At 61.8% G+C, this 21,656-nt stretch carries 19 protein-coding genes and 1 other RNA gene; 7 read left to right on the top strand and 13 right to left on the bottom strand.

The window, feature by feature from the left end; genetic code table 11:
- Positions 1 to 8 precede the first annotated feature (8 nt).
- The 4 genes from WH265_RS11380 to WH265_RS11395 all read right to left on the bottom strand — a co-directional run bounded on the left by WH265_RS11380 (position 9) and on the right by WH265_RS11395 (position 5,639).
- Positions 9 to 2,933 carry a monovalent cation/H+ antiporter subunit A gene (locus tag WH265_RS11380; RefSeq protein WP_339537921.1) on the bottom strand — a complete coding sequence of 975 codons (2,925 nt, stop codon included), beginning with the start codon at positions 2,931 to 2,933 and terminating at the stop codon, positions 9 to 11.
- A 474-nt stretch (positions 2,934 to 3,407) separates the two neighbouring features.
- Positions 3,408 to 4,574: a lipopolysaccharide assembly protein LapB gene (lapB, locus tag WH265_RS11385; RefSeq protein ID WP_339517951.1), complete on the bottom strand. Its 1,167-nt coding sequence runs from the start codon at positions 4,572 to 4,574 to the stop codon at positions 3,408 to 3,410.
- Positions 4,564 to 4,875, bottom strand: a complete 312-nt coding sequence (locus tag WH265_RS11390) for a LapA family protein (protein WP_312988353.1) — start codon at positions 4,873 to 4,875, stop codon at positions 4,564 to 4,566. The genes lapB and WH265_RS11390 overlap by 11 nt, the downstream gene beginning before the upstream one ends.
- A gap of 368 nt (positions 4,876 to 5,243) precedes the next feature.
- The gene (locus WH265_RS11395) at positions 5,244 to 5,639 is read right to left on the bottom strand and encodes a hypothetical protein (protein WP_339558350.1); all 396 of its coding nucleotides are present in this window, start codon (positions 5,637 to 5,639) and stop codon (positions 5,244 to 5,246) included.
- A gap of 202 nt (positions 5,640 to 5,841) precedes the next feature.
- On the opposite strand from WH265_RS11395, the gene WH265_RS11400 reads away from it, so the two are divergent.
- The gene (locus tag WH265_RS11400) at positions 5,842 to 6,450 is read left to right on the top strand and encodes a recombinase family protein (RefSeq protein ID WP_339558351.1); all 609 of its coding nucleotides are present in this window, start codon (positions 5,842 to 5,844) and stop codon (positions 6,448 to 6,450) included.
- 448 nt (positions 6,451 to 6,898) lie between these two features.
- Here WH265_RS11400 and WH265_RS11405 read toward each other — a convergent pair whose 3' ends face one another.
- The gene (locus WH265_RS11405; protein ID WP_339558352.1) at positions 6,899 to 8,668 is read right to left on the bottom strand and encodes a DUF6538 domain-containing protein; all 1,770 of its coding nucleotides are present in this window, start codon (positions 8,666 to 8,668) and stop codon (positions 6,899 to 6,901) included.
- 115 nt (positions 8,669 to 8,783) lie between these two features.
- An RNA gene (ffs, locus tag WH265_RS11410) (signal recognition particle sRNA small type) lies at positions 8,784 to 8,879 on the bottom strand.
- A gap of 156 nt (positions 8,880 to 9,035) precedes the next feature.
- Between ffs and dnaX the strand changes: the two genes are divergently transcribed.
- The 4 genes from dnaX (at position 9,036) to WH265_RS11430 (ending at position 14,076) form a co-directional block, all read left to right on the top strand.
- Positions 9,036 to 11,306 (top strand): DNA polymerase III subunit gamma/tau, encoded by a 2,271-nt coding sequence (gene dnaX / locus WH265_RS11415; protein ID WP_339558353.1) that lies wholly within the window; start codon positions 9,036 to 9,038, stop codon positions 11,304 to 11,306.
- Positions 11,307 to 11,370: 64 nt separating this feature from the next.
- A complete protein-coding gene (locus WH265_RS11420; RefSeq protein ID WP_021028254.1) occupies positions 11,371 to 11,703 on the top strand; it encodes a YbaB/EbfC family nucleoid-associated protein in 333 nt (110 codons plus the stop codon).
- Positions 11,704 to 11,804: 101 nt separating this feature from the next.
- Positions 11,805 to 12,395 (top strand): recombination mediator RecR, encoded by a 591-nt coding sequence (gene recR / locus WH265_RS11425; RefSeq protein ID WP_021028253.1) that lies wholly within the window; start codon positions 11,805 to 11,807, stop codon positions 12,393 to 12,395.
- 367 nt (positions 12,396 to 12,762) lie between these two features.
- On the top strand, positions 12,763 to 14,076 hold the full coding sequence (locus WH265_RS11430; protein ID WP_339517953.1) for an MFS transporter: 1,314 nt from the start codon (positions 12,763 to 12,765) through the stop codon (positions 14,074 to 14,076).
- A 97-nt stretch (positions 14,077 to 14,173) separates the two neighbouring features.
- Here WH265_RS11430 and WH265_RS11435 read toward each other — a convergent pair whose 3' ends face one another.
- Together WH265_RS11435 and WH265_RS11440 are read right to left on the bottom strand one after the other, a co-directional pair.
- Positions 14,174 to 15,295 carry an EAL domain-containing protein gene (locus tag WH265_RS11435; protein WP_339558354.1) on the bottom strand — a complete coding sequence of 374 codons (1,122 nt, stop codon included), beginning with the start codon at positions 15,293 to 15,295 and terminating at the stop codon, positions 14,174 to 14,176.
- Positions 15,296 to 15,527: 232 nt separating this feature from the next.
- The gene (locus tag WH265_RS11440) at positions 15,528 to 16,334 is read right to left on the bottom strand and encodes a ferritin-like domain-containing protein (RefSeq protein ID WP_339517957.1); all 807 of its coding nucleotides are present in this window, start codon (positions 16,332 to 16,334) and stop codon (positions 15,528 to 15,530) included.
- A gap of 114 nt (positions 16,335 to 16,448) precedes the next feature.
- On the opposite strand from WH265_RS11440, the gene WH265_RS11445 reads away from it, so the two are divergent.
- Together WH265_RS11445 and hslO are read left to right on the top strand one after the other, a co-directional pair.
- Positions 16,449 to 16,976, top strand: coding sequence for a gamma carbonic anhydrase family protein (locus WH265_RS11445; protein ID WP_339517958.1), 528 nt, complete (start codon positions 16,449 to 16,451; stop codon positions 16,974 to 16,976).
- A 67-nt stretch (positions 16,977 to 17,043) separates the two neighbouring features.
- Positions 17,044 to 18,033, top strand: a complete 990-nt coding sequence (hslO, locus tag WH265_RS11450; RefSeq protein ID WP_339517959.1) for an Hsp33 family molecular chaperone HslO — start codon at positions 17,044 to 17,046, stop codon at positions 18,031 to 18,033.
- A gap of 24 nt (positions 18,034 to 18,057) precedes the next feature.
- Here hslO and WH265_RS11455 read toward each other — a convergent pair whose 3' ends face one another.
- The 5 genes from WH265_RS11455 to kdsA form a co-directional block, all read right to left on the bottom strand.
- Positions 18,058 to 18,657, bottom strand: a complete 600-nt coding sequence (locus WH265_RS11455) for a hypothetical protein (RefSeq protein ID WP_339558355.1) — start codon at positions 18,655 to 18,657, stop codon at positions 18,058 to 18,060.
- A 48-nt stretch (positions 18,658 to 18,705) separates the two neighbouring features.
- Entirely contained in the window at positions 18,706 to 18,984 is a 279-nt protein-coding gene (locus tag WH265_RS11460; protein ID WP_021028246.1) for an FtsB family cell division protein, read from the bottom strand.
- A gap of 60 nt (positions 18,985 to 19,044) precedes the next feature.
- Positions 19,045 to 20,331 carry a phosphopyruvate hydratase gene (gene eno, locus WH265_RS11465; RefSeq protein ID WP_021028245.1) on the bottom strand — a complete coding sequence of 429 codons (1,287 nt, stop codon included), beginning with the start codon at positions 20,329 to 20,331 and terminating at the stop codon, positions 19,045 to 19,047.
- Between the two features lie 98 nt (positions 20,332 to 20,429).
- Entirely contained in the window at positions 20,430 to 20,720 is a 291-nt protein-coding gene (locus tag WH265_RS11470; RefSeq protein ID WP_021028244.1) for a DUF1330 domain-containing protein, read from the bottom strand.
- On the bottom strand, positions 20,721 to 21,578 hold the full coding sequence (gene kdsA / locus WH265_RS11475; RefSeq protein ID WP_021028243.1) for a 3-deoxy-8-phosphooctulonate synthase: 858 nt from the start codon (positions 21,576 to 21,578) through the stop codon (positions 20,721 to 20,723).
- Positions 21,579 to 21,656 lie beyond the last annotated feature (78 nt).

Here is a 21,656-nt window from a genome sequence, read left to right on the forward strand (position 1 = left end):
TATTGTCCTTAGGGTTGAGAAGCGGAGTCGCTGCGCTCGCCTTGCTGGCGCTCGTGGAAGCGGAATCCCCGGACGGATTGGTGGGCAATGCTGGTGAGCATCAGCATGGTCGAGCCGACCACCAGCGAGAACACCCCAATATCAAAGAACAGCGCGCTGGCGACATGGATCTCGCCCACCACGGGCAAGGTCAGGTGTGCGGTGTGGCTGGTGAGGAAGGGGTAGCCAAAGTACCAGCTGCCCACACCCGTGCCCAGCGCGAACAGCAGGCCGGCGGCGATCCAGCGGCGCGGGTAGATCGGCAGATGCGATTCCACCCAGTGCGTGCCGGAGATGATGTACTGCAGCAGCAGGCCAATGGCCAGGGTCAGGCCGGCCACAAAGCCGCCACCGGGCTCGTTGTGGCCGCGCATGAACAGATACATCGCCACAATCGCGGCAAACGGCAGCAAGAGGCGCACCAGCACCGCCGGCACCATCAGGTAGCCCACAGCGGTATCGGTCGCGCTGCGCGGGTTGAGCAGGTCGGTCTGCAAGTCAGCCGGCAAAAAGCGCTGCTGCTCAGGCACATCCATGGCCTCGGGTGCGGGGCGGAAGCGGCGCAGCAGTGCATAGACGGTGAGCGCCACAATGCCAAGCACAACGATCTCACCAAAGGTATCAAAGCCCCGGAAGTCGACCAGCATGACGTTGACCACGTTGGTGCCGCCGCCCTCGGGCAGGGCACGCTCCAGGAAGAAGGTCGAGGTGCTCTCCGGGAAAGGCCGGCTCATCATCGCAAACGACAGCCAGGCCATGCCACCACCAGCGAGCAGCGCAATCGCCAGGTCACGCCAGCGGCGCAACGTGACCAGTGCACCATGCTGGGAGACTTTCTTGAGCTTCTTGTCGCGCTTGGGCAGCCAGCGCAGGCCCAGCAGCAGCAGCACCGTGGTGACCACCTCGACCACCAGCTGGGTCAAGGCCAGATCGGGTGCAGAGAACCACAGGAAGGTCATGCAGGTGGCGAGACCCGCGCCGCCCAGGGTGACCAGGGCCGCCAGACGGTGGTACTTGACCAGGAAGGCCGCTGCCAGCGAGCAGCTGATACCGATCAGCCACAAAATGCCAAAGGCGGGCGACAGCGGCTGCAGGCCCCGGTTGCCCAGTTGCAGGCCGTGGATCAGCAAGGGCAGGGTGGCGGTCAGCAAGGCGGCCAGCACCAGCCACAGCGCCTGCCACTGCCAGCGGCGCGTGCCCAGCCAGCGGCGCAGATGGCGCGCGCCGTTGGTGATGATCGCCATCACCGCCTGGAACACCCATTGGCCATTGACGCGGCCAACCAGCGGCGCATCATCGAGGTATTGCTTGGATCGCAACAGGCGCAGCAGCAAATACAGCAGGATGCCCGCCAGCATCGCGATGATGCTCATCACCAGCGGTGCATTGATGCCATGCCACAGCGCCAGGCTGAACTCCGGCAAATTGCCGCCCACCACCGGCGAGGCAGCTGCATCCAGGTAGCTGCCCACCGCCCAGGCCGGGAAGATGCCCACCAGCAGGCAGATCAGCACCAAGAGCTCGACCGGCACGCGCATCCAGTGCGGCGGCTCATGGGGCTCATGGGGCAGATCGGTGGCCGGAGGGCCAAAAAACACATCGACCGTGAAGCGCAGCGAATAGGCCACGCTGAAAATGCCGGCCAAGGTGGCGGCCACTGGCAAGGCGGTGGTCAGAAACGGCGTGGTGTTGATGTACACCGTTTCGGCAAAGAACATCTCTTTGGACAAAAAGCCGTTGAGCAGCGGCACGCCGGCCATGGCCGCACTGGCCACCATCGCCAAGGTGCCGGTGATCGGCATCATCTTTTGCAGGCCGGAGAGGCGGCGGATATCGCGGGTGCCGGATTCGTGGTCCACAATGCCGGCGGCCATGAACAGCGAGGCCTTGAAGGTCGCATGGTTCATGATGTGAAAGACCGCAGCGACGGCCGCCAGCGGGCTGTTGAGGCCCAGCAGCAAGGTGATCAGGCCCAGGTGCGATAAGGTGGAGTACGCCAACAGCGCCTTCATGTCGTGCTGGAACATGGCGATATAGCCACCCAGCAGCAAGGTGATGGCGCCGGCACCGCCAACGAGCCAGAACCATTCCTCGGTACCGCTGAGCGCAGGCCAGAGGCGGGCGAGCAAAAAGACCCCCGCCTTGACCATGGTGGCCGAGTGCAGGTAGGCCGAGACCGGGGTGGGGGCTGCCATCGCGCGCGGCAGCCAGAAATGGAAGGGGAACTGCGCGCTCTTGGTGAGCGCGCCGAGCAGGATCAGCACCAGGGTGACGCGGTAGAGCTCGTGGTTGCGGATCTGGTCGCCTGCGGCCAGCACATTGTCGAGCTCATAGCTGCCCACAATGTGGCCCAGCAGCAGCACACCGCCCAAGAGGCACAAGCCCCCGGTGCCGGTCACGGTGAGCGCCATGCGCGCGCCCATGCGGGCATCCTTGCGGTGGTGCCAGTAGCCGATCAGCAGGAAGGAGAACAGGCTGGTCAGCTCCCAGAAGAACACCAGCTGGATCAGGTTGCCCGAGAGCACCACGCCCATCATCGAGCCCATGAAGGCCAGGAAGAACGAGAAAAAGCGCGGCACCGGATCGGCTTGCGACATGTAGTAGCGCGCATACAGCACGACCAGACTGCCGATACCCAGCACCAGGATGGAGAACAGCCAGGCAAACCCGTCCATGCGGAAGTGCAGATCCAGGCCCAGCTGGCCCAGCCAGGCAACGTTGTGGTGCACGACGCCGTTGTTCTGCGTTTCCGGGAAAAGCATGGCGACCTGAACCACACAGAACACCGCTATGGCCCCAGCCAGCGTGGACTCGGTGTTACGCGCGTTGGCAGGCAACAGCGCTGCAATTGCGCTGCCGATGAAGGGGAGGAGGATCAGGTATGAAAGTGCCATTTCTTTGTAAATTCTACAAGCTGGCCCGATCCCAGCTGCTACTAAAACCCGAGCAAGTTCAGGATATTGGTCATGGCTTATCGATAGTCAATACCCCATGTTAGTGACTGCAAATGCGCGAGCAGAGGTGTTTTCTTGATGCCTGTTTTGGGTATGCGCCCATGCATGCTTTGCATGAATAGCCCGGCGCTTGCCCATAGCACAACACTGCAGGCTTGCTGCAGTGTCGGGTGGCTGGTTCAGGGGGAGGCGATGGCGGCGCCGCAGGCCAAAAACACCGGTTGGGCGTGGCGGAAGCGCATATTGCGCCGCTGCTGGCGCATGGCTGCAGAGCGGTGCGGGCGGGGCTGGGCTGCGTGGGGTCCGGTGCCGTGGCATATCAGGGCTCCTGCGCCCCAGGGCAGGGCGTTTGTGCATCCTAGCAGAAGCGACTGGGAAGTCCTATCGCTGTTTGGATAGGTTTAGAACAGGCGCTTACTGTTCTTCCACCCGGCGTGGCGGGTAGCTGTCCCAGGATTGGCAGCCGGGGCACTGCCAGAAGTGCTGGCGCGCCTCAAAGCCGCAGGCAGCGCAGCGGTAGCGGGTGAGAGGCTTGGCGGCATTGTCCAGTGCGCGCTGAATGGCCGGGTGGTGCTCTTCGTGGCTGAGCGATTCTTGCGCGAGCCAGCGGCCGGCTGCAACCAGCGAGGGCTCATGGCGCAGGTGCTCGATGTACCAGTCGCGCCCCACCGGGCCCTCGGCTTGTTCCACGCCGGCAAATTCGTCCAGCTGCACCAGGCTTTGCATCACATCCAGCGATGGCGCGCTTTGGTAGTTGGCCTCCAGCAGCGCACGCACCTGGGGCTTGCGCTCGTCGCTCTTGACCAGCTCCAGCATCAGCGGTGCGACCAGGGGTACCGATGAGGGCGACACCGAGGCCAGCTCCATCAACGATCCCAAGGCCAGCGCGGGATGGCCGCTCTTGTGCTGCAGATGGGCCAGCTCGATCCGGGGGCGCGGCGCGTGCGGCGCCTCGGACTGGGCTTGCTGCAGCAAGTCCTGCGCGGCGTCGAGCTGTCCTTGTGCCAACTGGCCCAGCGCCTGTTCGCACAGGTAATGGGCAATGCGTACGCTGTAGTCGCCCTGGTTGTGGCTGTGCATCAGGCGCGCGATCTGCACGGCTTGCGGCCAGTCATGGGCGCGCTCATAGATCGCCAGACGCGAGAGGCGTGCCTCGTTCTCGTAAGGGGTGTTCTCCAGCCGGGCCAGCGCATCTTCGGCGCGGTCCAGCAGGCCCGCTTTCATGAAATCCAGGGCCAGCGCATGCTGGGCGCGCTCGCGCTCGGGCTTGCTGATGTCGGCGCGCGAGAGCAGGTGCTCATGCACGCGCACCGCGCGGCTGTATTCGCCCCGGCGGCGGAACAGATTACCCAGCGCAAAGTGCAGCTCGGCGGTATCGGGGTCGTTCTGCACGGCCTCGATAAAGGCATCGATGGCCTTGTCCTGCTGCTCGTTCAAGAGAAAGTTCAGCCCCTTGAAGTAGGCCTTGGGGGCGCTGCGGTTCTCGCGGCGGATCTGGCGCAGATCAAAGCGCGAGGCCAGCCAGCCCAGCACAAACGCTGCGGGGAAACCCAGCAGGATCCAGGAGATGTCAAATTCCATGAGGTGGCAGCGGGGTGGTCTCGTCCGCAGGGGCGTTGGTGGAAGGGGTGGGCTCGCCCGCAGCGGTTTGCGCCGCCGCTGCACGCTGCGCGGCTTTGCGGTGCTTCCACCAGCGCGGCACCATGCCGATGATGCCGACAATCACGCCCGCGCTGAAGGCGAGCAGCACCACCAGAACCAGCGGCGCCTGCCATTGGGTGCCAAAAAACAGATGCACCACCACATCCCGCTGGTTATTGAGCGCAAATGCAAACAGGGTGAAGAAGATGACAGCTTTGAGCAGCCACAGCAGGTATTTCATGGCAGTGACAGGAATGGCTTGGGCGCCATTCTACGTGGATTCCCACGCCTGGCCTGGAAAAGCAAATGCCAGCGCGAGGCTGGCATTGGTCGAAAGAAGGTGACGAGCCTGACCGCTGTCAGTTTGCGATAACACCTTATGCAAATCAATGACTTGCAGCATACCCTCTAACCTCAACGTGCACAGTGCTGGGTCACGGTTAAGAAGCGTAGTCTAGCAGGTTGTAGGGGTGAGCCAGTGGAGGATTCCTGGAATGCAAATCTTGGAAAAACTCTCCGAGGGCTTCTCAATAAGACCTTGGGCTCAGATTCCCCCGTGTGCGGTCCTGAGGATGCCCCTCAAGACTTGAAGGGGGACGGGCTAGGGGTCTAAGCTATGTGTTCGAGATAAATGGTCCTAGCCATCTGAATTAACGAAACGTCTCTTGAGTCAAGCTTGAGGGTGCTGCCAGAAGCAGAAATCTCCTTCATGACTGAACTAAGACCGGACATCGCAAGTCTCCTCATCTCTGGCTGGTTGGCTTGCTCCATTGCAACTACAGCGAGCCCCATGCTAATCGCGACTAGAGCTAGCTTGTGGGGTATTGCATTTGATTCTGCGATGTATCGTTCCCAAGCTGTGTCGACCATTTTGTTTGCGGCGTATGAAGGAGATAAGCCGTCAGGAAGATTGCCCAGTTTCTGCTGAAGTTCAAAGAATTTTTGGATTGAAGCAGCCGCCCCTGCTTTGGACCAGTTCGCTTTAACTCCTGAGATGAAACCCATTTTTACTCCTATTCTTCAGGTGTTCATTTGTTTTTAAGTGTACTTTCTTTCGATCTAGTAGCTCTTTTGATCCGCATAGGCGACCACAATCGGTCGTTTACGGTCAGGGGTTCAGAGGGTGTCCAAAAGATAGGGTGACAATGTTCTGTACATGGTGTATATTACGGACATCCATTTAGTACACCCTGAGGAGCCCCTTTCGATGTCCACCAGCGCCAGCAGCACCCCTAGAGTCTTCGCTTACTGCCGTGTCTCTACCTCAGACCAGACTACCGCCAATCAGCTACAGGAGATCGCTGGAGCGGGCTTTGAGGTCTCCCCTAGGAGAGCTATCACTGAGACCGTTAGCGGCTCTGTAGCGGCCTCTGAGCGCCCTGGATGGGCCTCCCTGGTTGCCAAGCTGGAGGCTGGAGATGTAGTGGTGGTCACCAAGCTGGATCGCCTCGGGAGGAATGCTATGGATGTCCGTACTACTGTGGATGATCTTGCTGCTGAGGGGGTCAGGGTCTATTGCCTAGCCCTTGGTGGGATGGACCTCACGAGCCCAGCGGGTAGGATGACCATGGGGGTTATTGCCGCAGTAGCTGAGTTTGAGAGAGACCTGCTGATCGAGAGGACTCAGGCAGGGCTATCCAGAGCGAAGGCTGAGGGCAAGAGCCTGGGGAGGCCCAAGAGCTTGACTGATGAGGAGACTCAGGAGGTCCTCAGGAGGCTTGCTGCTGGTGAGGCTGTAGCTTCAATCGCTAGGGCCATGGGGACCAGTCGGCAGACCGTGATGCGGATCAGGCAGGGTAATCTAGAGGCGGTCTAAACTGCCCCACTGGAGGCCTCCAGGGGCTGCCTGTGAGGCTCTGGGGTCTAGCTGGTGGGGTTGCCTACATGCACGGCTATTGGTGCTCCTGAGGGCTTCCTGTGGGGCTGCCGATTAACCCACACCATTGGTAGGCGTGAGACCCTTCCAGAGGAGCCCAAAGGCACCGGAGTCCCTGTAGAGAATGACCATCATCAGATGAAGCTAGTCAGTCTTGAGGAGAGCCCGTAGTCCAGAGGATAAACCTACAGAGAGACCCAATGGAGTCCATAGGAGCCCTATAGAGAGATGACCATACAGAGATGACCATCACTAGAGGAGAGTCTAGACCCAATGGAGAGCCCTTAAGAGTACCTATAGGGGGCATTTAACCCACACCATAAGGGACTTGAGGCCAATTAGGGTCTCCATCTGTAAAGGCATCAGTACTCCTGAGGAGACTCCTTATCTAGTCTTCTTTGGTCTTGACCTTGTAGCCCTTCTGGCGGCCTCTGGAGGCCTTCTCCAGGCGTGGCGAGGTGTAGACCCTCGGGAGGCTAAAGGAGCTGTAGGAGAGGCTTAGGATGGCTTCTAGCCGGTCCTCTAGGTCAATACCTTGGTAGACCCTGGTTCCTATGCTGCCCTGCGTCTCGTGTCCTGTGATGGCATCCTGGACCTTCTCTGGTATCTTGGCCTTGGACATGCGAGTCCTCACCAGATGCCTGAAGGAGTGGAAGTCTGGATAGGCTTCAGTTAGGCCGCTATCCCTGCGGTATTGACCGAACCAATTGGAAATGTTGAGCCCTGGTCTCTCTGGTGGCAATGTGAGGATCGGCCAGAGGCTTGCATGACCTGCCTTGCGGATGGCTTCCGCATACTCCAGCAGGCCTAGCCGGATCAGTTCGGGGTGAATGGGGATGGACCTCCGAGAGGCATCTGTCTTTAGTCGTTTCCCGTCCTCATCCGTGATGCGCAGGACTGGGGTTCCGTCTTCATCTGTGATGTCTGTGGTCCGTAGCTGCGCCAGCTCTCCTATGCGGGCTCCGGTATAGAGACCTAGCAGGGGAATCCAATAGGCTGAATCGCTTCCACTTTTGGAGCCCTTGGGGGTGTCATAGGCTTGGAATAGGGGTTGACCAAATAGGGTCTGTAGCTCCTCATCCTTCCAGCTCCTTCGGGTGGGAGTTCTGGGGGTCTTGATGTCCAGGCCTTCCCAGGGTTGTTTGTCGATCAGTCCCAGTTCCCTGTAGGCATAGACCAGTAAAGACTTTATGGCCGTGAGTCTGTCCCGAGCGGTCTTCTTGCTGATTGCTCTATCTGGCTCCTGCAGCCATGCCCTGAAGGAATCCCCCTGTTCTCTGGTCATTCGTTGGACATACAGAGGCTTGCCTAGATGCTCCTCGCACCACTCTTCCGCCAGCTTGTAAGCCTGTTCTGTTGACTTGGTTCGGGTCTTGATCTTCAGCCAGCGGCCATAGACCTCCATGAGGGTGGTATTAGTGTGGCTTTTGGAGGCCGCTAGAGCCCCTGTGGAGTCCTTTGGTGCAAAGGTGAGGGGTAGGGGGTTATCCGTCTCAATAGGCTCTCCTGCGTCCCTCTGGGTGGCTTCCTGCCAGCCCATGCGGTAGGCTGATAGGTAGGCATAGAGCGCCTCCTTCAGGCCTCCGGTCTCCCTGGTAACGGTGAAGCCCATGGCCAGAGCATCAGCCTGAAGGAGTGGCAAGACAGATCGGAGATTCATCCGAGCTAGGTCCTCCCCAGCCTCCTGAAACTGCCTGCCGTTCAGTACCTCTAGGCCGATTGTCTCCCATAGCGAGAGACCATCCAGAGGGTCCCTCTCGGGCAGAGTAATGGAGCCATCCGGATTCGGCATGAAGGGGAGCCGGGATAGGGCTGCCTGGGATAGAGCATTGAAGATGGGGTCATTCCCCTGCCTTCGGCTCCGGTCTCCCTGGAGGACTCTACGGCGTGCACCATTGGCTAGGACCTGCGCCAGCTCCGGAGTGATGACCTCCAGAGTCTGGGGATTGAGGGCTTTGCGCTTGGCCTCGAACTCCTCTAGTAGCTCCGTGCGCCTGCGATTTGCCTTGAGGATTGCCTCTTGCCGGTTGGAGGTATGAAGGCTCTCCCGAATGCGGTCAGTGCCGTAGATGCTCATGAGGTCTTCGGGTACTGACGCACGGAACTGGTAAATGGAGGAGTCTTTCCGTAGATGGAGGCCCACCGCTCCTCTTGCCATGTCGTTTCCCTGTCTAGATTTAGATGGAAGTGACACAGCGAAAGGGCACAGTTGAGGAGGTCTAAGTCCTTGCTAGGACTCAAGTTCTTGATCTGAAAGAACTCTAAGGAATGAAGGTGACGAGCCTGACCCCGGCACTGGATCCACAGTTAGGGCTGCTTGGTTCCCCACCTGACCCGGTTGGCCGCTTCCCCATGCGAGGAGGCCCGTCAGCTGTCGATTGTACCTAAAGAATGGGACCCCCTTGGCCAAGCTGGCCAAAAAGTCCTTGTTCGCCTATGCGGCCAGGGCGCAGCGGCCAAAAGTATTGCAAGCTGCGCGCAGCCAGTGCCGCCCATGGCCGTGACTGACCGTAGAATGCGATGCTATGTCTTATCTTGTTCTCGCTCGCAAATACCGTCCGCGAAATTTCTCTGAAATGGTAGGCCAGGAGCATGTGGTGCAGGCGCTGTCCAATGCGCTGGTGCAGCAGCGCTTGCACCATGCCTATCTGTTCACGGGAACCCGGGGTGTGGGCAAGACGACGGTCTCGCGCATTCTGGCCAAGTCGCTCAACTGCACGGGCACTGACGGCCATGGCGGCATCACCGCTGCGCCCTGCGGCGTGTGCCCGGCCTGTACCGAGATCGACAGCGGACGTTTCCCCGATTACACCGAGCTCGATGCCGCCTCCAACCGCGGCGTCGATGAAGTGCAGGGCCTCCTGGAGCAAGCGGTGTACAAGCCGGTGCAGGGGCGCTTCAAGGTCTTCATGATCGACGAAGTGCACATGCTCACCAATACCGCCTTCAATGCGATGTTGAAGACGCTGGAAGAGCCGCCCGAGTACCTGAAGTTTGTGCTGGCGACGACCGACCCGCAAAAGGTGCCGGTCACGGTGCTGTCGCGCTGCCTGCAGTTCAACCTGCGCCCGATGGCGCCAGAGACCATCCAGGAACACCTGGGCCGCGTGCTGGTGCAAGAGCAGATTGCGGCCGAGCCGCAAGCCTTGCGGCTGCTGTCGCGCTCGGCCCGTGGTTCGATGCGCGATGCGCTGTCGCTGACCGACCAGGCGATTGCCTTTGGTGGCGGCCAGCTGCAGGAAGCCAGCGTGCGCCAGATGCTGGGCGCCGTCGATTCCAGCCATGTGTTTCGCCTGATCGATGCGCTGGCGCGCGGTGATGGCGCCGAGGTGGTCGATACCGTCAACCAGCTGCGCCACCAGGGTCTCTCGGCCGCATCCACCCTGGAAGACATGGCCGTGCAGCTGCAGCGCATGGCCGTGTTCCAGGCCGTGCCGGACAAGGCCCAGGCCGCCGGCGCGCAAGACGATGCCGAGCAGCAGGAGCTGCTGCGCCTGGCCCAGCAGATGCCTGCGGACGAGACCCAGCTGCTCTACAGCATTGCGCTGCATGGCCGGGGCGAGCTGGGTTTGGCACCGGATGAATATGCGGCCTTGACGATGGCGCTGCTGCGGCTGCTGGCCTTCAAGCCTGCGGGCTCGGCTGAAAAAAAAACTCTGAATAGTGGGGCTGTGGCCCCGGTGGCTGCTGCGCCCAAGCTAGCAGCTGCGCCGATTGCTGCGCCTGCCCTGGCTGTTGCTCCGCCCGTGGTGACGCCGGTTGCCGCGTCTCCAGCGCCGCAGGTCGCCCCTGCGGTGGATGCGCCCGTGGCGGTTGCGGCGCCTGTTGTTGCTGCTCCGCCATCGGCAGCCATTTCTGCGCCTGTTTCTGCACCGGTTTCAGCGCCCACACCTGTGTTCGCGCCTGTGCCCACACCGGCACCTGTGGCGGCTCCTGTGGCCCAGCCAGCAGCTCCGGCTTCGGAGCCTATCGCCGCCACGCCCACGGTGGAAGCCGTCAAGCTGCCGGTGCGCAGCGCAGAAGATTTGATTCCCGCACGCGCCGCTGCCACAGTGGCGCCTGCCGCGGCCGAACCGCCGACCCCCGCCCAGACCGAAAAAGAGCTGGTGGAAGAGGAGCAGCCGCAGTCCCATGACGATGATGCCCTGCCCGAGCCGGACAGCGATGCCGAGGACGAGACCGCAGCGCCGTACTTTGACGAGGTACCGATGGAGGCCTATGCGGATGACGAGCCAGCAGCGCTGGCCGATCTGCCGGATGCAGCGCCCGCCGCGCAGCTGCCCGCTGCAGCGGCCCCTGACCGTGCCAGCCTGATCGCCTTGCCGGTGCAAACGCCGCAAGCCAGTGAGCTGGACCGGCCAGCGGCCAACTTTGGCGAGAACCTGGGCCGTGTGCCGCCCGAATTCGAGGACACCGAAGAGGGCCGATTCTGGAACGACACGGTCACCGGCCTGGTGCAGGCCGAAGCCATCACGGCGGTGGCGCGCCAGTTGGCGCTGCGCTCCCAGCTCATCAAGCGCGAGGCCGATGCCTGGTGGCTGCGGGTGGACCTGGAGTCGCTCGCCCAGCCCGGCACGATCGAGCGCCTGCGCACCGCGTTGGTGGCCGCCGGTCTGGTGGGCAAGATCCAGGTGTCGGTGGGCGCCGTGAGCGACTGCCCGGCGCGGCGCAAGGCCCATGCCGTGCAGGCCCGCCAGCGCGCGGCCGAGGACACCGTGCGCCAGGATCCCTATGTCCAGTCTTTGATACAGCAATTTGGCGCGAAAATAGTGCCCGGTAGCATTCAGCCTCTATGATGCGGCGTTCGCTGGCAGATGGGCCTCCCCGCCTGCCGCAGGTTTTTATACAAAAGGATTTTCCATGTTCAACAAAGGACAACTCGCTGGTTTGATGAAGCAAGCCCAGGCCATGCAGGACAACCTCAAGAAGGCCCAGGACGACCTGGCCAACATCGAGGTCGAAGGCGAGTCCGGTGCCGGTCTCGTCAAGGTGCTGATGACCTGCAAGCACGACGTCAAGCGCGTGACCATTGACCCCAGCCTGCTGTCCGAAGACAAGGACATGCTCGAAGACCTGGTGGCTGCCGCCTTCAACGCTGCCGTGCGCAAGGCCGAAGAGACCAGCAACGAGAAGATGGGCAAGATCACCGCTGGCATGCCAGGCCTGCCCGGCGGCATGAAGTTCCCGTTCTAAGCTAGTCACTTTGTCGCAAGCTTTTATCGCTACCAAGCCCTTGGCTGCTCTGCACGGCCAAGGGCTTGTCTGTCTGGTGCAGCTGCTGATGGGCCCTGGCCATGTCTGATACCGGCACCCTGGAGGCGCTGGTGCAAGCGCTGCGCCGCCTGCCGGGCGTAGGGGTGAAGTCGGCATCGCGCATGGCGTTTCACCTGCTGCAAAACGACCGCGAGGGCGCCGAGCTGCTCTCGCGTGCCTTGCACGAGGCCAGCAGCCGGGTGCAGCACTGCGAGCGCTGCCACACCTTTACCGAAAACAGCATCTGCGACACCTGCCTGGACGAAGGGCGGGATGCCGCGCGCCTGTGCGTGGTGGAGACCCCGGCAGACCAGGCGGCGCTGGAGCGCACTGGTGCGTACAAGGGCTATTACTACGTGCTGATGGGGCGCCTGTCGCCGCTCGACGGCATTGGCCCGCGCGACATCGGTGTGCAGCAATTGCTGCAGCGCGCGAGCGACGGCGTGGTGCAGGAGGTGATCCTGGCCACCAATTTCACCGCCGAAGGGGAGGCCACCGCCCATGTGATCAGCGAGGCCTTGCAGCGCAAGGGCATTGGCTTTACGCGTCTGGCCCGTGGCGTGCCCATCGGCAGCGAGCTCGAATATGTGGACCTGGGCACCATTGCCCACGCATTGGCCGATCGCCGCTAAGGCCTTGGTGACTGGTGCGGTCAGCGCCTTTTCCCAGTAATTCAGGGGTTTGCGCCGCCTTTGGCGCTGGGCCTCCCGCAGACTGGGAAACGGGGTTTTCCTGCACCGCCGGCAGGGCTAAATCCCGCTGTGGCGCCCGGCGCGCTGCTTGCGACCGATTACAATTCAATGCTGATCTTTATGGTTATTTATGCATTTCATGCATGAATTGACCCCGGTGCAGTCTGTGTTTTCCTGGATTTGCCCGCTTTTCTGTCTCGCACGCCTGCTTCTCTGGCCGCACCGTTGCAAAGATCATTCTCCGTTCTCGTTATTGCATCTAGCCGTGTTGCTGCCGGCTGTGCCTCGTGTTTTTTAGGATTTTTGCGTGCAATCTACTGCTGTATCCAAGCGAAATATTCTGGCCGCTGTCATTGGCAATGCGCTCGAATGGTATGACTTTCTGGTCTTTGCCTTCATGACGCCCATTGTGGCCAAGCTGTTCTTCCCCTCCAACCCCAACGATCCGGGCGATGACCTCAACCGCATCCTGATGACCACGGCCGTGTTTGGCGTGGGCTTCTTCATGCGCCCAGTCGGCGGCATTCTGCTGGGCCTGTACGGCGACCGCAAGGGCCGCAAGGCGGCGATGGTGATGGTCACCGGCATCATGGCCGTGGCCATTGCGCTGATCACCTTTGCGCCCACCTACCAGGGCGTGGGCATCTGGGCGCCAATCTTCATCGTGCTGGCGCGCCTGCTGCAAGGTTTTGCCGCAGGGGGAGAGTTTGGCACCTCGACCGCCTTGCTGATCGAGCTGGCGCCCAAGGGCAAGCGGGGCTTCTATGGCTCTTGGCAGATGACGGGCCAGATGGCGGCGCTGCTGATCGGTGCAGCCGTGGGTACCTTGATCACCGACTTCTTTACCCAGGAGCAGCTGATGTCCTGGGCCTGGCGCATTCCATTCGCCGTGGGCCTGTTGATCGTGCCGGTGGCCATCTATATCCGCCGCCATGTGGAAGAGCCAGAAACCTTTGTGAAGATGCAAGCCGCGCAAAAGGCCGGCACGGTCAAGCAAGTCGGTGTGCTGGAGATGCTGCGCACCCATGCACGTGAAACCCTGGTCGGCATGGGCCTGGTGGTAACGGCCACGGTGTCGATCTACATCACCTTCACCTACCTGGTGACCTATTCGACTGTCACCTTGAAGCTGCCGCTGCACGATACTTTCATGGTGCAGATGGCCGGCGCTGCGCTGATGGTGGTGCTGATGCCCTTCATGGGTGCCTGGTCGGACCGTGTGGGCCGCCGCCCCTTGATGATTGGCTCGCTGCTGGGTTACCTGCTGGTGCTGTACCCGCTGTACGCCTGGCTGACCGATGGCCCGACCATTGCCAAGCTGATGACCGTGCAGGTGGTTGTGTGCCTCTTTGTGTCGGTGTTCTTTGGCGTCTTCAGCACGGTGATGGCTGAGCTCTTCCCCGCCAATGTGCGCTCTGTCGGCATGTCCATGGCCTACAACATCGCCGTGATGGTGTTTGGCGGCTTTGCCCAGTTCATCGTGACCTGGCTGATCAAGACCACGGGCTCGACCATGTCGCCTGCCTTCTATGTGATGTTTGGCGTGACCCTGGGTCTGATTGCGGCGTTCTTTATCCGTGAGCGCGCACACGACGACAACCTGGACGGCGAGATGGTCTGATCACCTGGCCCAGCACCCGCTGCGGTGTGGGCAACGGTGCCAAAAAAAAGCCCGGTGCTGCATCAGCATCGGGCTTTTTATCTGGGGGCTATGTAGCCTAGGCCAGCACGGGCAGCAAGGCCTGCCACTCCTGGGCCAGCAGGCACGCCGATGGGGCCAGCGCCCCGGGCAGCAGCTGGTTGGCGGTTTGCGCAACGCCCATGCCCAAAATATGGCCGAGCAGCAAGGCACCGGCCACCAGTTGCAGGTTGCCGGCGGGCACTTGCGGCCAGAGCGCCTGGGCCTTGGCTGCCAGCTCTGCGCTCAGGCGCGGGTAGAGCTTTTCGCAGTGCTGGATCTGGGGCAGCTGCGGAATCTTGGCCGCCACGGCCTGCAGCATGGTCTCCCAGGCCTTGAGGTGTTCGGCCGGGTAGGCCTGGACCAGCTCGGGCAAGGACAGGTAGGGCGCGCGCGCCTCCAGGTTTTGCGACTGCGCCATGCGCAGCAGATTGAATAGCAGGGCGGGGCGGTGCTGCAGCAGCTCGACCAGGGTGGCGGTATCGGCCTTGTTGTTCAGCGCCTGCGCCAGTGCGGCGACATCGGCGGTGCTGGGCAGCACGACCCGGGCGGGAATGGGCTCGGGGCGGCTGACCGCATAGCCTTGGAGCAGATGGGCCTTGTTCTCCTGCGCCAATTGCAGCTGCGCAGCGGACTCGATCTTGTCGGCGATCAAGGTGGCGCCAGATATGCGGCGTGCCCATTGCAGCATCAGTACCGCGCGCTCGGCAGACAGCACCGAGAAATCGATCTTCAGGTAGTTGACCAGGTCGTGCCAGGGCGCGTAGGCCGAATCGAGCACCGAATGGTTGAACGCAAGCGCAAAGCCCTTGGCGCGCAAGGCTTCCAGCGCAGGGCGGCGTGCCAGTGCCTCTGACGATGCGGCATGGCCCAGCGACGGGATCTCCAGCACCACCTGGCTTGCAGGCAGCAGATTCAGATGGCTGCCGCGCAGGCTCTCGAACGTGGTGTTCAGAAACAGCAGGCCATCGCCCAGCAAGGGGGCGGGCTCGATGTGCGAGAGCACGGCATGCGTCAGCGCCAGGTCCGATTCCAGCGTATGGGACGACGCGCTGCGTGAGCGGTTGAATATCTCGTGGCCGATGACGGCACCGTCGGCATCCTTGATCGGCTGCCAGGCAATGGGGGGTGCGGGTGACGTGAACACCATGGCAGCTGCCATGGAGGGGGGTGTTGAAGGAGGCGCGCTCGTGTGTTGCATGTACGGCTGAACCATTGCATGCATCAGTGGTGCCTCACCAGCAACTGGCGCAAGCAATGTCTGCATTTCGTTATCTCGGGATCGACGTGCATTGTCCTTCATATCAGGCATTTCACGCGTCTGTGGAGAGAGTGAACCTGCTGGTTTTGTAGCAAACTGCACACGCTTTTGGCGTATAAAAAGCGTCTGTTTGTTACAGTTGCCCCTGCAGCCAGTCCAACTCGCTCTGGCTGAACCCGGCTTCGCGGCGGGCAGACAGGTTGATCGGCGGGCGGGGGCGAGGTGCCTCGTAGTGGCTCACAAGCCAGCTGTAGTGCCGCTCCGGGTCCAGATCGCGCTGCGCGCAAAGAAACCGGTACCAGTGGTTGCCGATCGCCACGTGACCCACTTCTTCGCGCAGGATGATGTCCAGGATCGCGACTGCCTCCAGGGCGTCTGGCGCAGCCGTTTGTTGCAATTTTGACTGGATCTGGGGAGTTGCATCCAAACCACGGGCCTCCAGGGTGCGGGGCACCAAGGCCATGCGCGCAACGATGTCATCGGCGGTTTTCTCGCACATGGTCCACAGGCCCTGGTGCGCCGGGTAGTCGCCATAGTCATGGCCCCATTTGCGCAAATGGGCGCGCAGCAGCCGGAAATGCTTGGCTTCCTCGCCCGCCACCTGCAGCCAGTCCTGGTAGAAGGCCTCGGGCATGCCGCCATAGCGCCAGATCGCATCGAGCGCCAGGTTGATGGCGTTGAACTCGATATGGGCGATGGCGTGCAACAAGATGGCGCGGCCCTCGGCCGTGGCGGGCGAGCGCCGGCCCATGGCGGTGTGGACCTTGAGCTCAGGTCTGGCCGGGTGGCCGGGCAGGCTGGTGCCCTCGGGAACAGCCAACTGCGCCTGGGGTGCTATTGAAATAGTGGCTCTTTGCGCATACATGGCAAGGGTGAGCGCGGATTTTTCCTCGGCATCGGCCACACACAGGGCCTGCAAGGCACATTGACGTAATTCCATCCCTACAATTATGAGGCTGGCGCCCCCATGGCGGCGTGCAAGGCAGGCATGGCCCGCGCTGCTGCGAGCACCAAGGGGGTGCTTGACCCAGAACCATAACCCGATGGAGACATGATGGCGAAATATGAACTCGATGGTGTGCAGCCGCAGGTTGCCGCCTCGGCATGGATTGCAGACAGCGCGCAGGTGATCGGCCGCGTGGAGATGGCCGCAGACAGCAGTGTGTGGTTTGGTGCCATCCTGCGGGGGGACAATGACCCGATCCGCATTGGCGAGGGCAGCAATATCCAGGACGGCAGCGTGCTGCACACCGACAAGGGCAAGCCGCTGGACATCGGTAAGCACGTCACCATTGGCCATAACGTCATCTTGCATGGCTGCACGATTGGCGATGCGTCGCTGATCGGCATGGGCGCCATTGTGCTCAACGGTGCCAAAATCGGCCGCCATTGCCTGGTGGGTGCTGGCGCGGTGGTGACCGAGAACAAGGAGTTTCCTGAAGGCAGCTTGATTGTGGGCAGCCCCGCCAAGGTGGTGCGCCAGTTGAGCCAGGAGCAGATCGAGGGGCTGCGGCGCAGTGCAGAGGGCTATATGGCCAATGCGCGGCGTTTCAAATCGGGTCTGCGAAAATTGCCGGATTGAGGCGCTGTGCCCCGGGTGTGAAGCCCGGGCGCAGCAGGCCTGCATGTATTGAATTGGAAGAATTACAGTGTCTGAACTGCATAAATTTTTGTTTGATGGGCTGCCCGTGCGGGGAGCCATTGTTCGACTGACCGATGCCTGGCAAGAGATCTTGCAGCGCCGCGCAGTCAATACCAGTACCGGCCCGTACCCGCTACCGGTGCAGGAGATGCTCGGCGAGATGACCGCCGCTGGCGTGCTGATGCAGTCCAACATCAAATTCAACGGCGCGCTGGTGTTCCAGATCTCGGGCGATGGCCCGGTGAAGCTGGCCGTCACCGAGGTGCTGACCAACCTGAGCGTGCGCTCCACCGTCACGATGATTGGTGATCTGCCCGCCGATGCGACCTTGACCGATATGGTCAATGTGCATGGCAAGGGCCGCTGCGCGATCACCCTGGACCCCAAGGACAAGCAACCCGGCCAGCAGCCCTACCAGGGCGTGGTGCCGCTGGTCGATGTGGATGGCCAGCCGCTCGAGAGCATGGCCGCCATCTTGCAGCAGTACATGCGCCAGTCCGAGCAGCTCGACACCGTGCTAGTGCTGGCAGCCAACGACAAGGTGGCCGCTGGCCTCATCGTGCAGCGCATGCCGATCAAGGGCGAGGCCAATCTGGCAGCGGGTGCGCAGAATACCGAAGAGGTCGACCAGATCGGCCTCAACGAAGAGTACAACCGCATCGCCCACCTGGCGGCCAGCCTGACCCGCGATGAGCTGCTGAACCTCGACGTCGAGACCATCCTGCACCGCCTGTTCTGGGAAGAAAAGCTGCTGCGCTTTGTCCCTGAAGACGGCGAAGGCGGCCCGCACTTTGCCTGCACCTGCAGCCGCGAGCGCGTGGGCAATATGCTGCGCAGCCTGGGCCAGGAAGAGTCCGACAGCATTCTGGAAGAGCAGGGCATGATCGAGGTGGGCTGCGAATTCTGTGGCCAGCAGTACCGCTTTGATGCGGTCGATGTGGCGCATCTGTTTACCGAGCGCGGCAATGACCCGCCGGCCTCCAACCTGATGCAGTGATGCCGGGCGCCGCTGGCCGCGCGCTTAGCTGGCTGGCGGTGTGATCAGGCCCTGGAACAGGCGCAGCTCGCAATCGGGGTCGCTGCATTTTTCGCAGTTCCAGCGCGCACGCGCGCCTGGGTTGGCCTGGCGCAATGCCGTGCGCAAAGCCTGCAAGCCCGGCGCCTGCGGGAACCAGTTGCACAGTGCCGCAAGTGCTTCCTGCTCCCGCCGGTGCCCCTGGCTGAACAACAATTGAAACGCCTGTCCCTGGGCCACCAGGTGCAGGCGTGCTTGCATCAGCAGGGTCTGCGCCGGATCGGTTTGGCTGGCGCTGTCACGCATTGGTGGCGCCAGCAGCAGCACGGCGTCATGCCGCGCCAGGACAGCGGCTGGCATATCTGACGTTGGCGAGGCGGTGAGTTGCGCAAAGCTGCAGGCCTGCAGCACCCATGCCGGGGGCGATGCCGTATCGCCCTGTGCCAGATAATGCGCCAGTTGCTGCGCGAGTTGTGCTGCATCCTCACAAGCTGCCGAGGCCAGATAGACCGTCGGTGGCAAGTCCTGGGGGCAGGGCATCATGGCAGAGGAGGGCGTCGCAGGCATGGCGGCGATGATACGGCCAAAGCCAGGGGCGGGCGACAAAAAAGCGCCTCCGAAGAGGCGCTTGCTGGGGCTGGGCGCTGCGCTGCTTTATTTGCGCGTGTACTGCACAAACACTTCATTGGGCTTGACCATGCCCAGCTCATTGCGGGCCTTGCCTTCGACCATGTCCATGCCTTGCTTGAGGTCGTTGACCTCGGTCTCCAGGCGCACGTTCTCGCGTGTGGCCGCTTCGTTCTCTGTTTTCTGCGTGGCGATTTGCTGCTTCATGTCCTTGACGTAGGGAACGCTGCCGCGCCCACTCCAGAGCTGGGCATGGATGCTGACCAAAATGGCCAGCAGCACAAAGGGAACAATGCGAGAGATCATGGCAAACAGGGCTCGAAAGGGCTGGCGGGGCAGGGCCTGAGGCCATGCCCCGCAGCAGGCTTAGCGCAGATTGTAGAAGGCGGCGCGGCCAGGGTACACGGCCACTTCGCCCAGGTCTTCTTCAATGCGCAGCAGCTGGTTGTACTTGGCCATGCGGTCCGAGCGGCTCAGCGACCCGGTCTTGATCTGGCCCGCATTCAAGCCCACGGCGATATCGGCGATGGTGCTGTCTTCAGTCTCGCCCGAGCGGTGCGAGATCACGGCGGTGTAGCCGGCGCGCTTGGCCATCTCGATGGCGGCAAAGGTTTCGCTCAAGGTGCCGATCTGGTTGATCTTGATCAGGATAGAGTTGGCGATGCCCTTGTCGATGCCTTCCTTGAGGATCTTGGTGTTGGTCACGAACAGGTCGTCACCCACCAGCTGCACCTTCTTGCCCAGGCGCTCGGTCAGCACCTTCCAGCCATCCCAGTCGCCTTCGTGCATGCCGTCTTCGATGGAGATGATGGGGTACTTGTCGCACCATGCGGCCAGCATGTCGGTCCATTGCTCGGCCGTGAGGCTGATGCCGCCTTCGCCTTCGAGCACGTACTTGCCGTCCTTGTAGAACTCGGAGGCAGCGCAGTCCAGCGCCAGAGCGATCTGCTCGCCGGCGGTGTAGCCGGCCTGGTCGATGGCTTCGAGGATCAGCTGGATGGCGGCTTCATGGTTCTCGACCGATGGCGCAAAACCGCCTTCGTCACCCACGGCGGTCGGCATGCCACGGCTGTCGATGATCTTCTTCAGGGCGTGGAACACTTCAGCGCCCCAGCGCAGCGCTTCGCGGAAGCTCGGCGCGCCCACGGGCACGATCATGAACTCTTGCAGGTCCAGCGAGTTGTTGGCGTGGGCGCCGCCGTTGATGACGTTCATCATCGGCACGGGCAGCTGCACACCGCCCATGCCGCCAAAGTAGCGGTACAGCGGCAGACCGGCTTCTTCGGCAGCGGCGCGGGCCACGGCCATCGACACGGCCAGCATGGCATTGGCGCCCAGGCGGCTCTTGTTGTCGGTGTTGTCCAGGTCGATCAGGGTCTTGTCCAGGAAGGCCTGCTCGGCGGCATCCAGGCCCAGAATGGCTTCGGAGATTTCGGTATTGATGTGCTCGACGGCCTTGAGCACGCCCTTGCCCAGGTAGCGGCTCTTGTCGCCGTCGCGCAGCTCGATGGCTTCACGCGAACCGGTCGAGGCGCCCGAGGGGACGGCCGCGCGGCCCATCACACCCGATTCCAGCAGCACATCACATTCCACGGTGGGGTTGCCACGCGAATCCAGAATTTCGCGGCCAACGATATCAACAATTGCACTCACTTTAGAGCCTTTCAGAGATTGAGAAAAGGGTTGGTGCGCTGCAAACGGGTGGACTGCAACTGCACGGAATCAAGGGGTTTGGCAGGGCGATGCAGCGCTTAAACGCCTTCGACCAGCACCATGCGCATGATGGCAGCGCCGGCACGTGCCTCGCGCGCCTTGCTGTATTCGGGGGAGTCGTAAAAACGGCGGGCTTGCTCGCTGTCCTTGAACTTCAGGATCACGGTGCGGCCAGGGTTCCAGTCGCCCTCGATCACCTCGACCTTGCCGCCGCGCACACAGACCTCGGCGCCATAGGTTTGCATGGCGATGGTGCTGTACTTGCGGTACTCCTCGTACTGCTCGGGGTTGGTGACGGTGACCGATGCAATGATGTATGCGCTTGGCATTTAAGCTCCAAAATTGTTTTCCAGGAAACCGTTCTTCTTGGTGATGCTGTCCAGCGCCACCATGGTTTCGAGCAAGGCCTTCATGTGCTTGAGCGGCACGGCATTGGGGCCATCGCTCAGGGCGTTGCAGGGGTCGGGATGGGTTTCCATGAACACGCCAGCGACGCCCACGGCAATCGCTGCACGGGCCAGCACGGGCACCATCTCGCGCATGCCGCCACTCGACGTGCCATTGCCGCCGGGCAGCTGCACGCTGTGCGTGGCGTCAAACACCACGGGCGCATTGGTTTCGCGCATGATGGCGAGCGAGCGCATGTCGCTCACCAGGTTGTTGTAGCCAAAGCTGGCACCGCGCTCGCAGGCCATGAAGCTGTCTTCGGGCAGGCCCACTTCCTTGGCGGCAGCGCGGGCCTTGTCGATGACATTCTTCATGTCATGGGGCGCCAGAAACTGGCCCTTCTTGATATTGACCGGCTTGCCCGATTGGGCGACCGCACGGATGAAGTCGGTCTGGCGGCACAGGAAGGCCGGCGTCTGCAGCACATCGACGATGCTGGCCACGTAGGGCACTTCGGCTTCGGTGTGCACATCGGTGAGGATGGGCACATTCAGCTCTTTTTTCACCTTGGCCAGAATCTCCAGGCCCTTTTCCATGCCGGGGCCGCGAAAGCTCGTGCCCGAGCTGCGGTTGGCCTTGTCAAAGCTGCTCTTGAAGATAAAGGGGATGCCCAGGCTGGACGTCATTTCCTTGAGCTGTCCGGCCACATCCATCTGCAGCTGCTCGGACTCGACCACGCAGGGGCCGGCGATCAGGAAAAACGGTTTATCAAGCCCGATATCAAATCCGCACAATTGCATGGACGGTGTTCCTTAAGGATGGGGTGAGAGCAAAGACGCCATGAAAAACGCAGCGTTGGTGGATGCTTTGTTTGTCAT

Source organism: Comamonas sp. MYb396, from assembly GCF_037479555.1.
GTDB lineage: Bacteria > Pseudomonadota > Gammaproteobacteria > Burkholderiales > Burkholderiaceae_C > Comamonas.

Excerpts from the sequence above, each read along its gene's own strand:
- WH265_RS11380 (WP_339537921.1), bottom strand. The coding sequence starts at position 2,933 with ATGGCACTTTCATACCTGATCCTCCTCCCCTTCATCGGCAGCGCAATT.
- lapB (WP_339517951.1), bottom strand. The coding sequence starts at position 4,574 with ATGGAATTTGACATCTCCTGGATCCTGCTGGGTTTCCCCGCAGCGTTT.
- WH265_RS11390 (WP_312988353.1), bottom strand. The coding sequence starts at position 4,875 with ATGAAATACCTGCTGTGGCTGCTCAAAGCTGTCATCTTCTTCACCCTG.
- WH265_RS11395 (WP_339558350.1), bottom strand. The coding sequence starts at position 5,639 with ATGGGTTTCATCTCAGGAGTTAAAGCGAACTGGTCCAAAGCAGGGGCG.
- WH265_RS11400 (WP_339558351.1), top strand. The coding sequence starts at position 5,842 with ATGTCCACCAGCGCCAGCAGCACCCCTAGAGTCTTCGCTTACTGCCGT.
- WH265_RS11405 (WP_339558352.1), bottom strand. The coding sequence starts at position 8,668 with ATGGCAAGAGGAGCGGTGGGCCTCCATCTACGGAAAGACTCCTCCATT.
- dnaX (WP_339558353.1), top strand. The coding sequence starts at position 9,036 with ATGTCTTATCTTGTTCTCGCTCGCAAATACCGTCCGCGAAATTTCTCT.
- WH265_RS11420 (WP_021028254.1), top strand. The coding sequence starts at position 11,371 with ATGTTCAACAAAGGACAACTCGCTGGTTTGATGAAGCAAGCCCAGGCC.
- recR (WP_021028253.1), top strand. The coding sequence starts at position 11,805 with ATGTCTGATACCGGCACCCTGGAGGCGCTGGTGCAAGCGCTGCGCCGC.
- WH265_RS11435 (WP_339558354.1), bottom strand. The coding sequence starts at position 15,295 with ATGGCAGCTGCCATGGTGTTCACGTCACCCGCACCCCCCATTGCCTGG.
- WH265_RS11440 (WP_339517957.1), bottom strand. The coding sequence starts at position 16,334 with ATGGAATTACGTCAATGTGCCTTGCAGGCCCTGTGTGTGGCCGATGCC.
- WH265_RS11445 (WP_339517958.1), top strand. The coding sequence starts at position 16,449 with ATGGCGAAATATGAACTCGATGGTGTGCAGCCGCAGGTTGCCGCCTCG.
- WH265_RS11460 (WP_021028246.1), bottom strand. The coding sequence starts at position 18,984 with ATGATCTCTCGCATTGTTCCCTTTGTGCTGCTGGCCATTTTGGTCAGC.
- WH265_RS11470 (WP_021028244.1), bottom strand. The coding sequence starts at position 20,720 with ATGCCAAGCGCATACATCATTGCATCGGTCACCGTCACCAACCCCGAG.
- kdsA (WP_021028243.1), bottom strand. The coding sequence starts at position 21,578 with ATGCAATTGTGCGGATTTGATATCGGGCTTGATAAACCGTTTTTCCTG.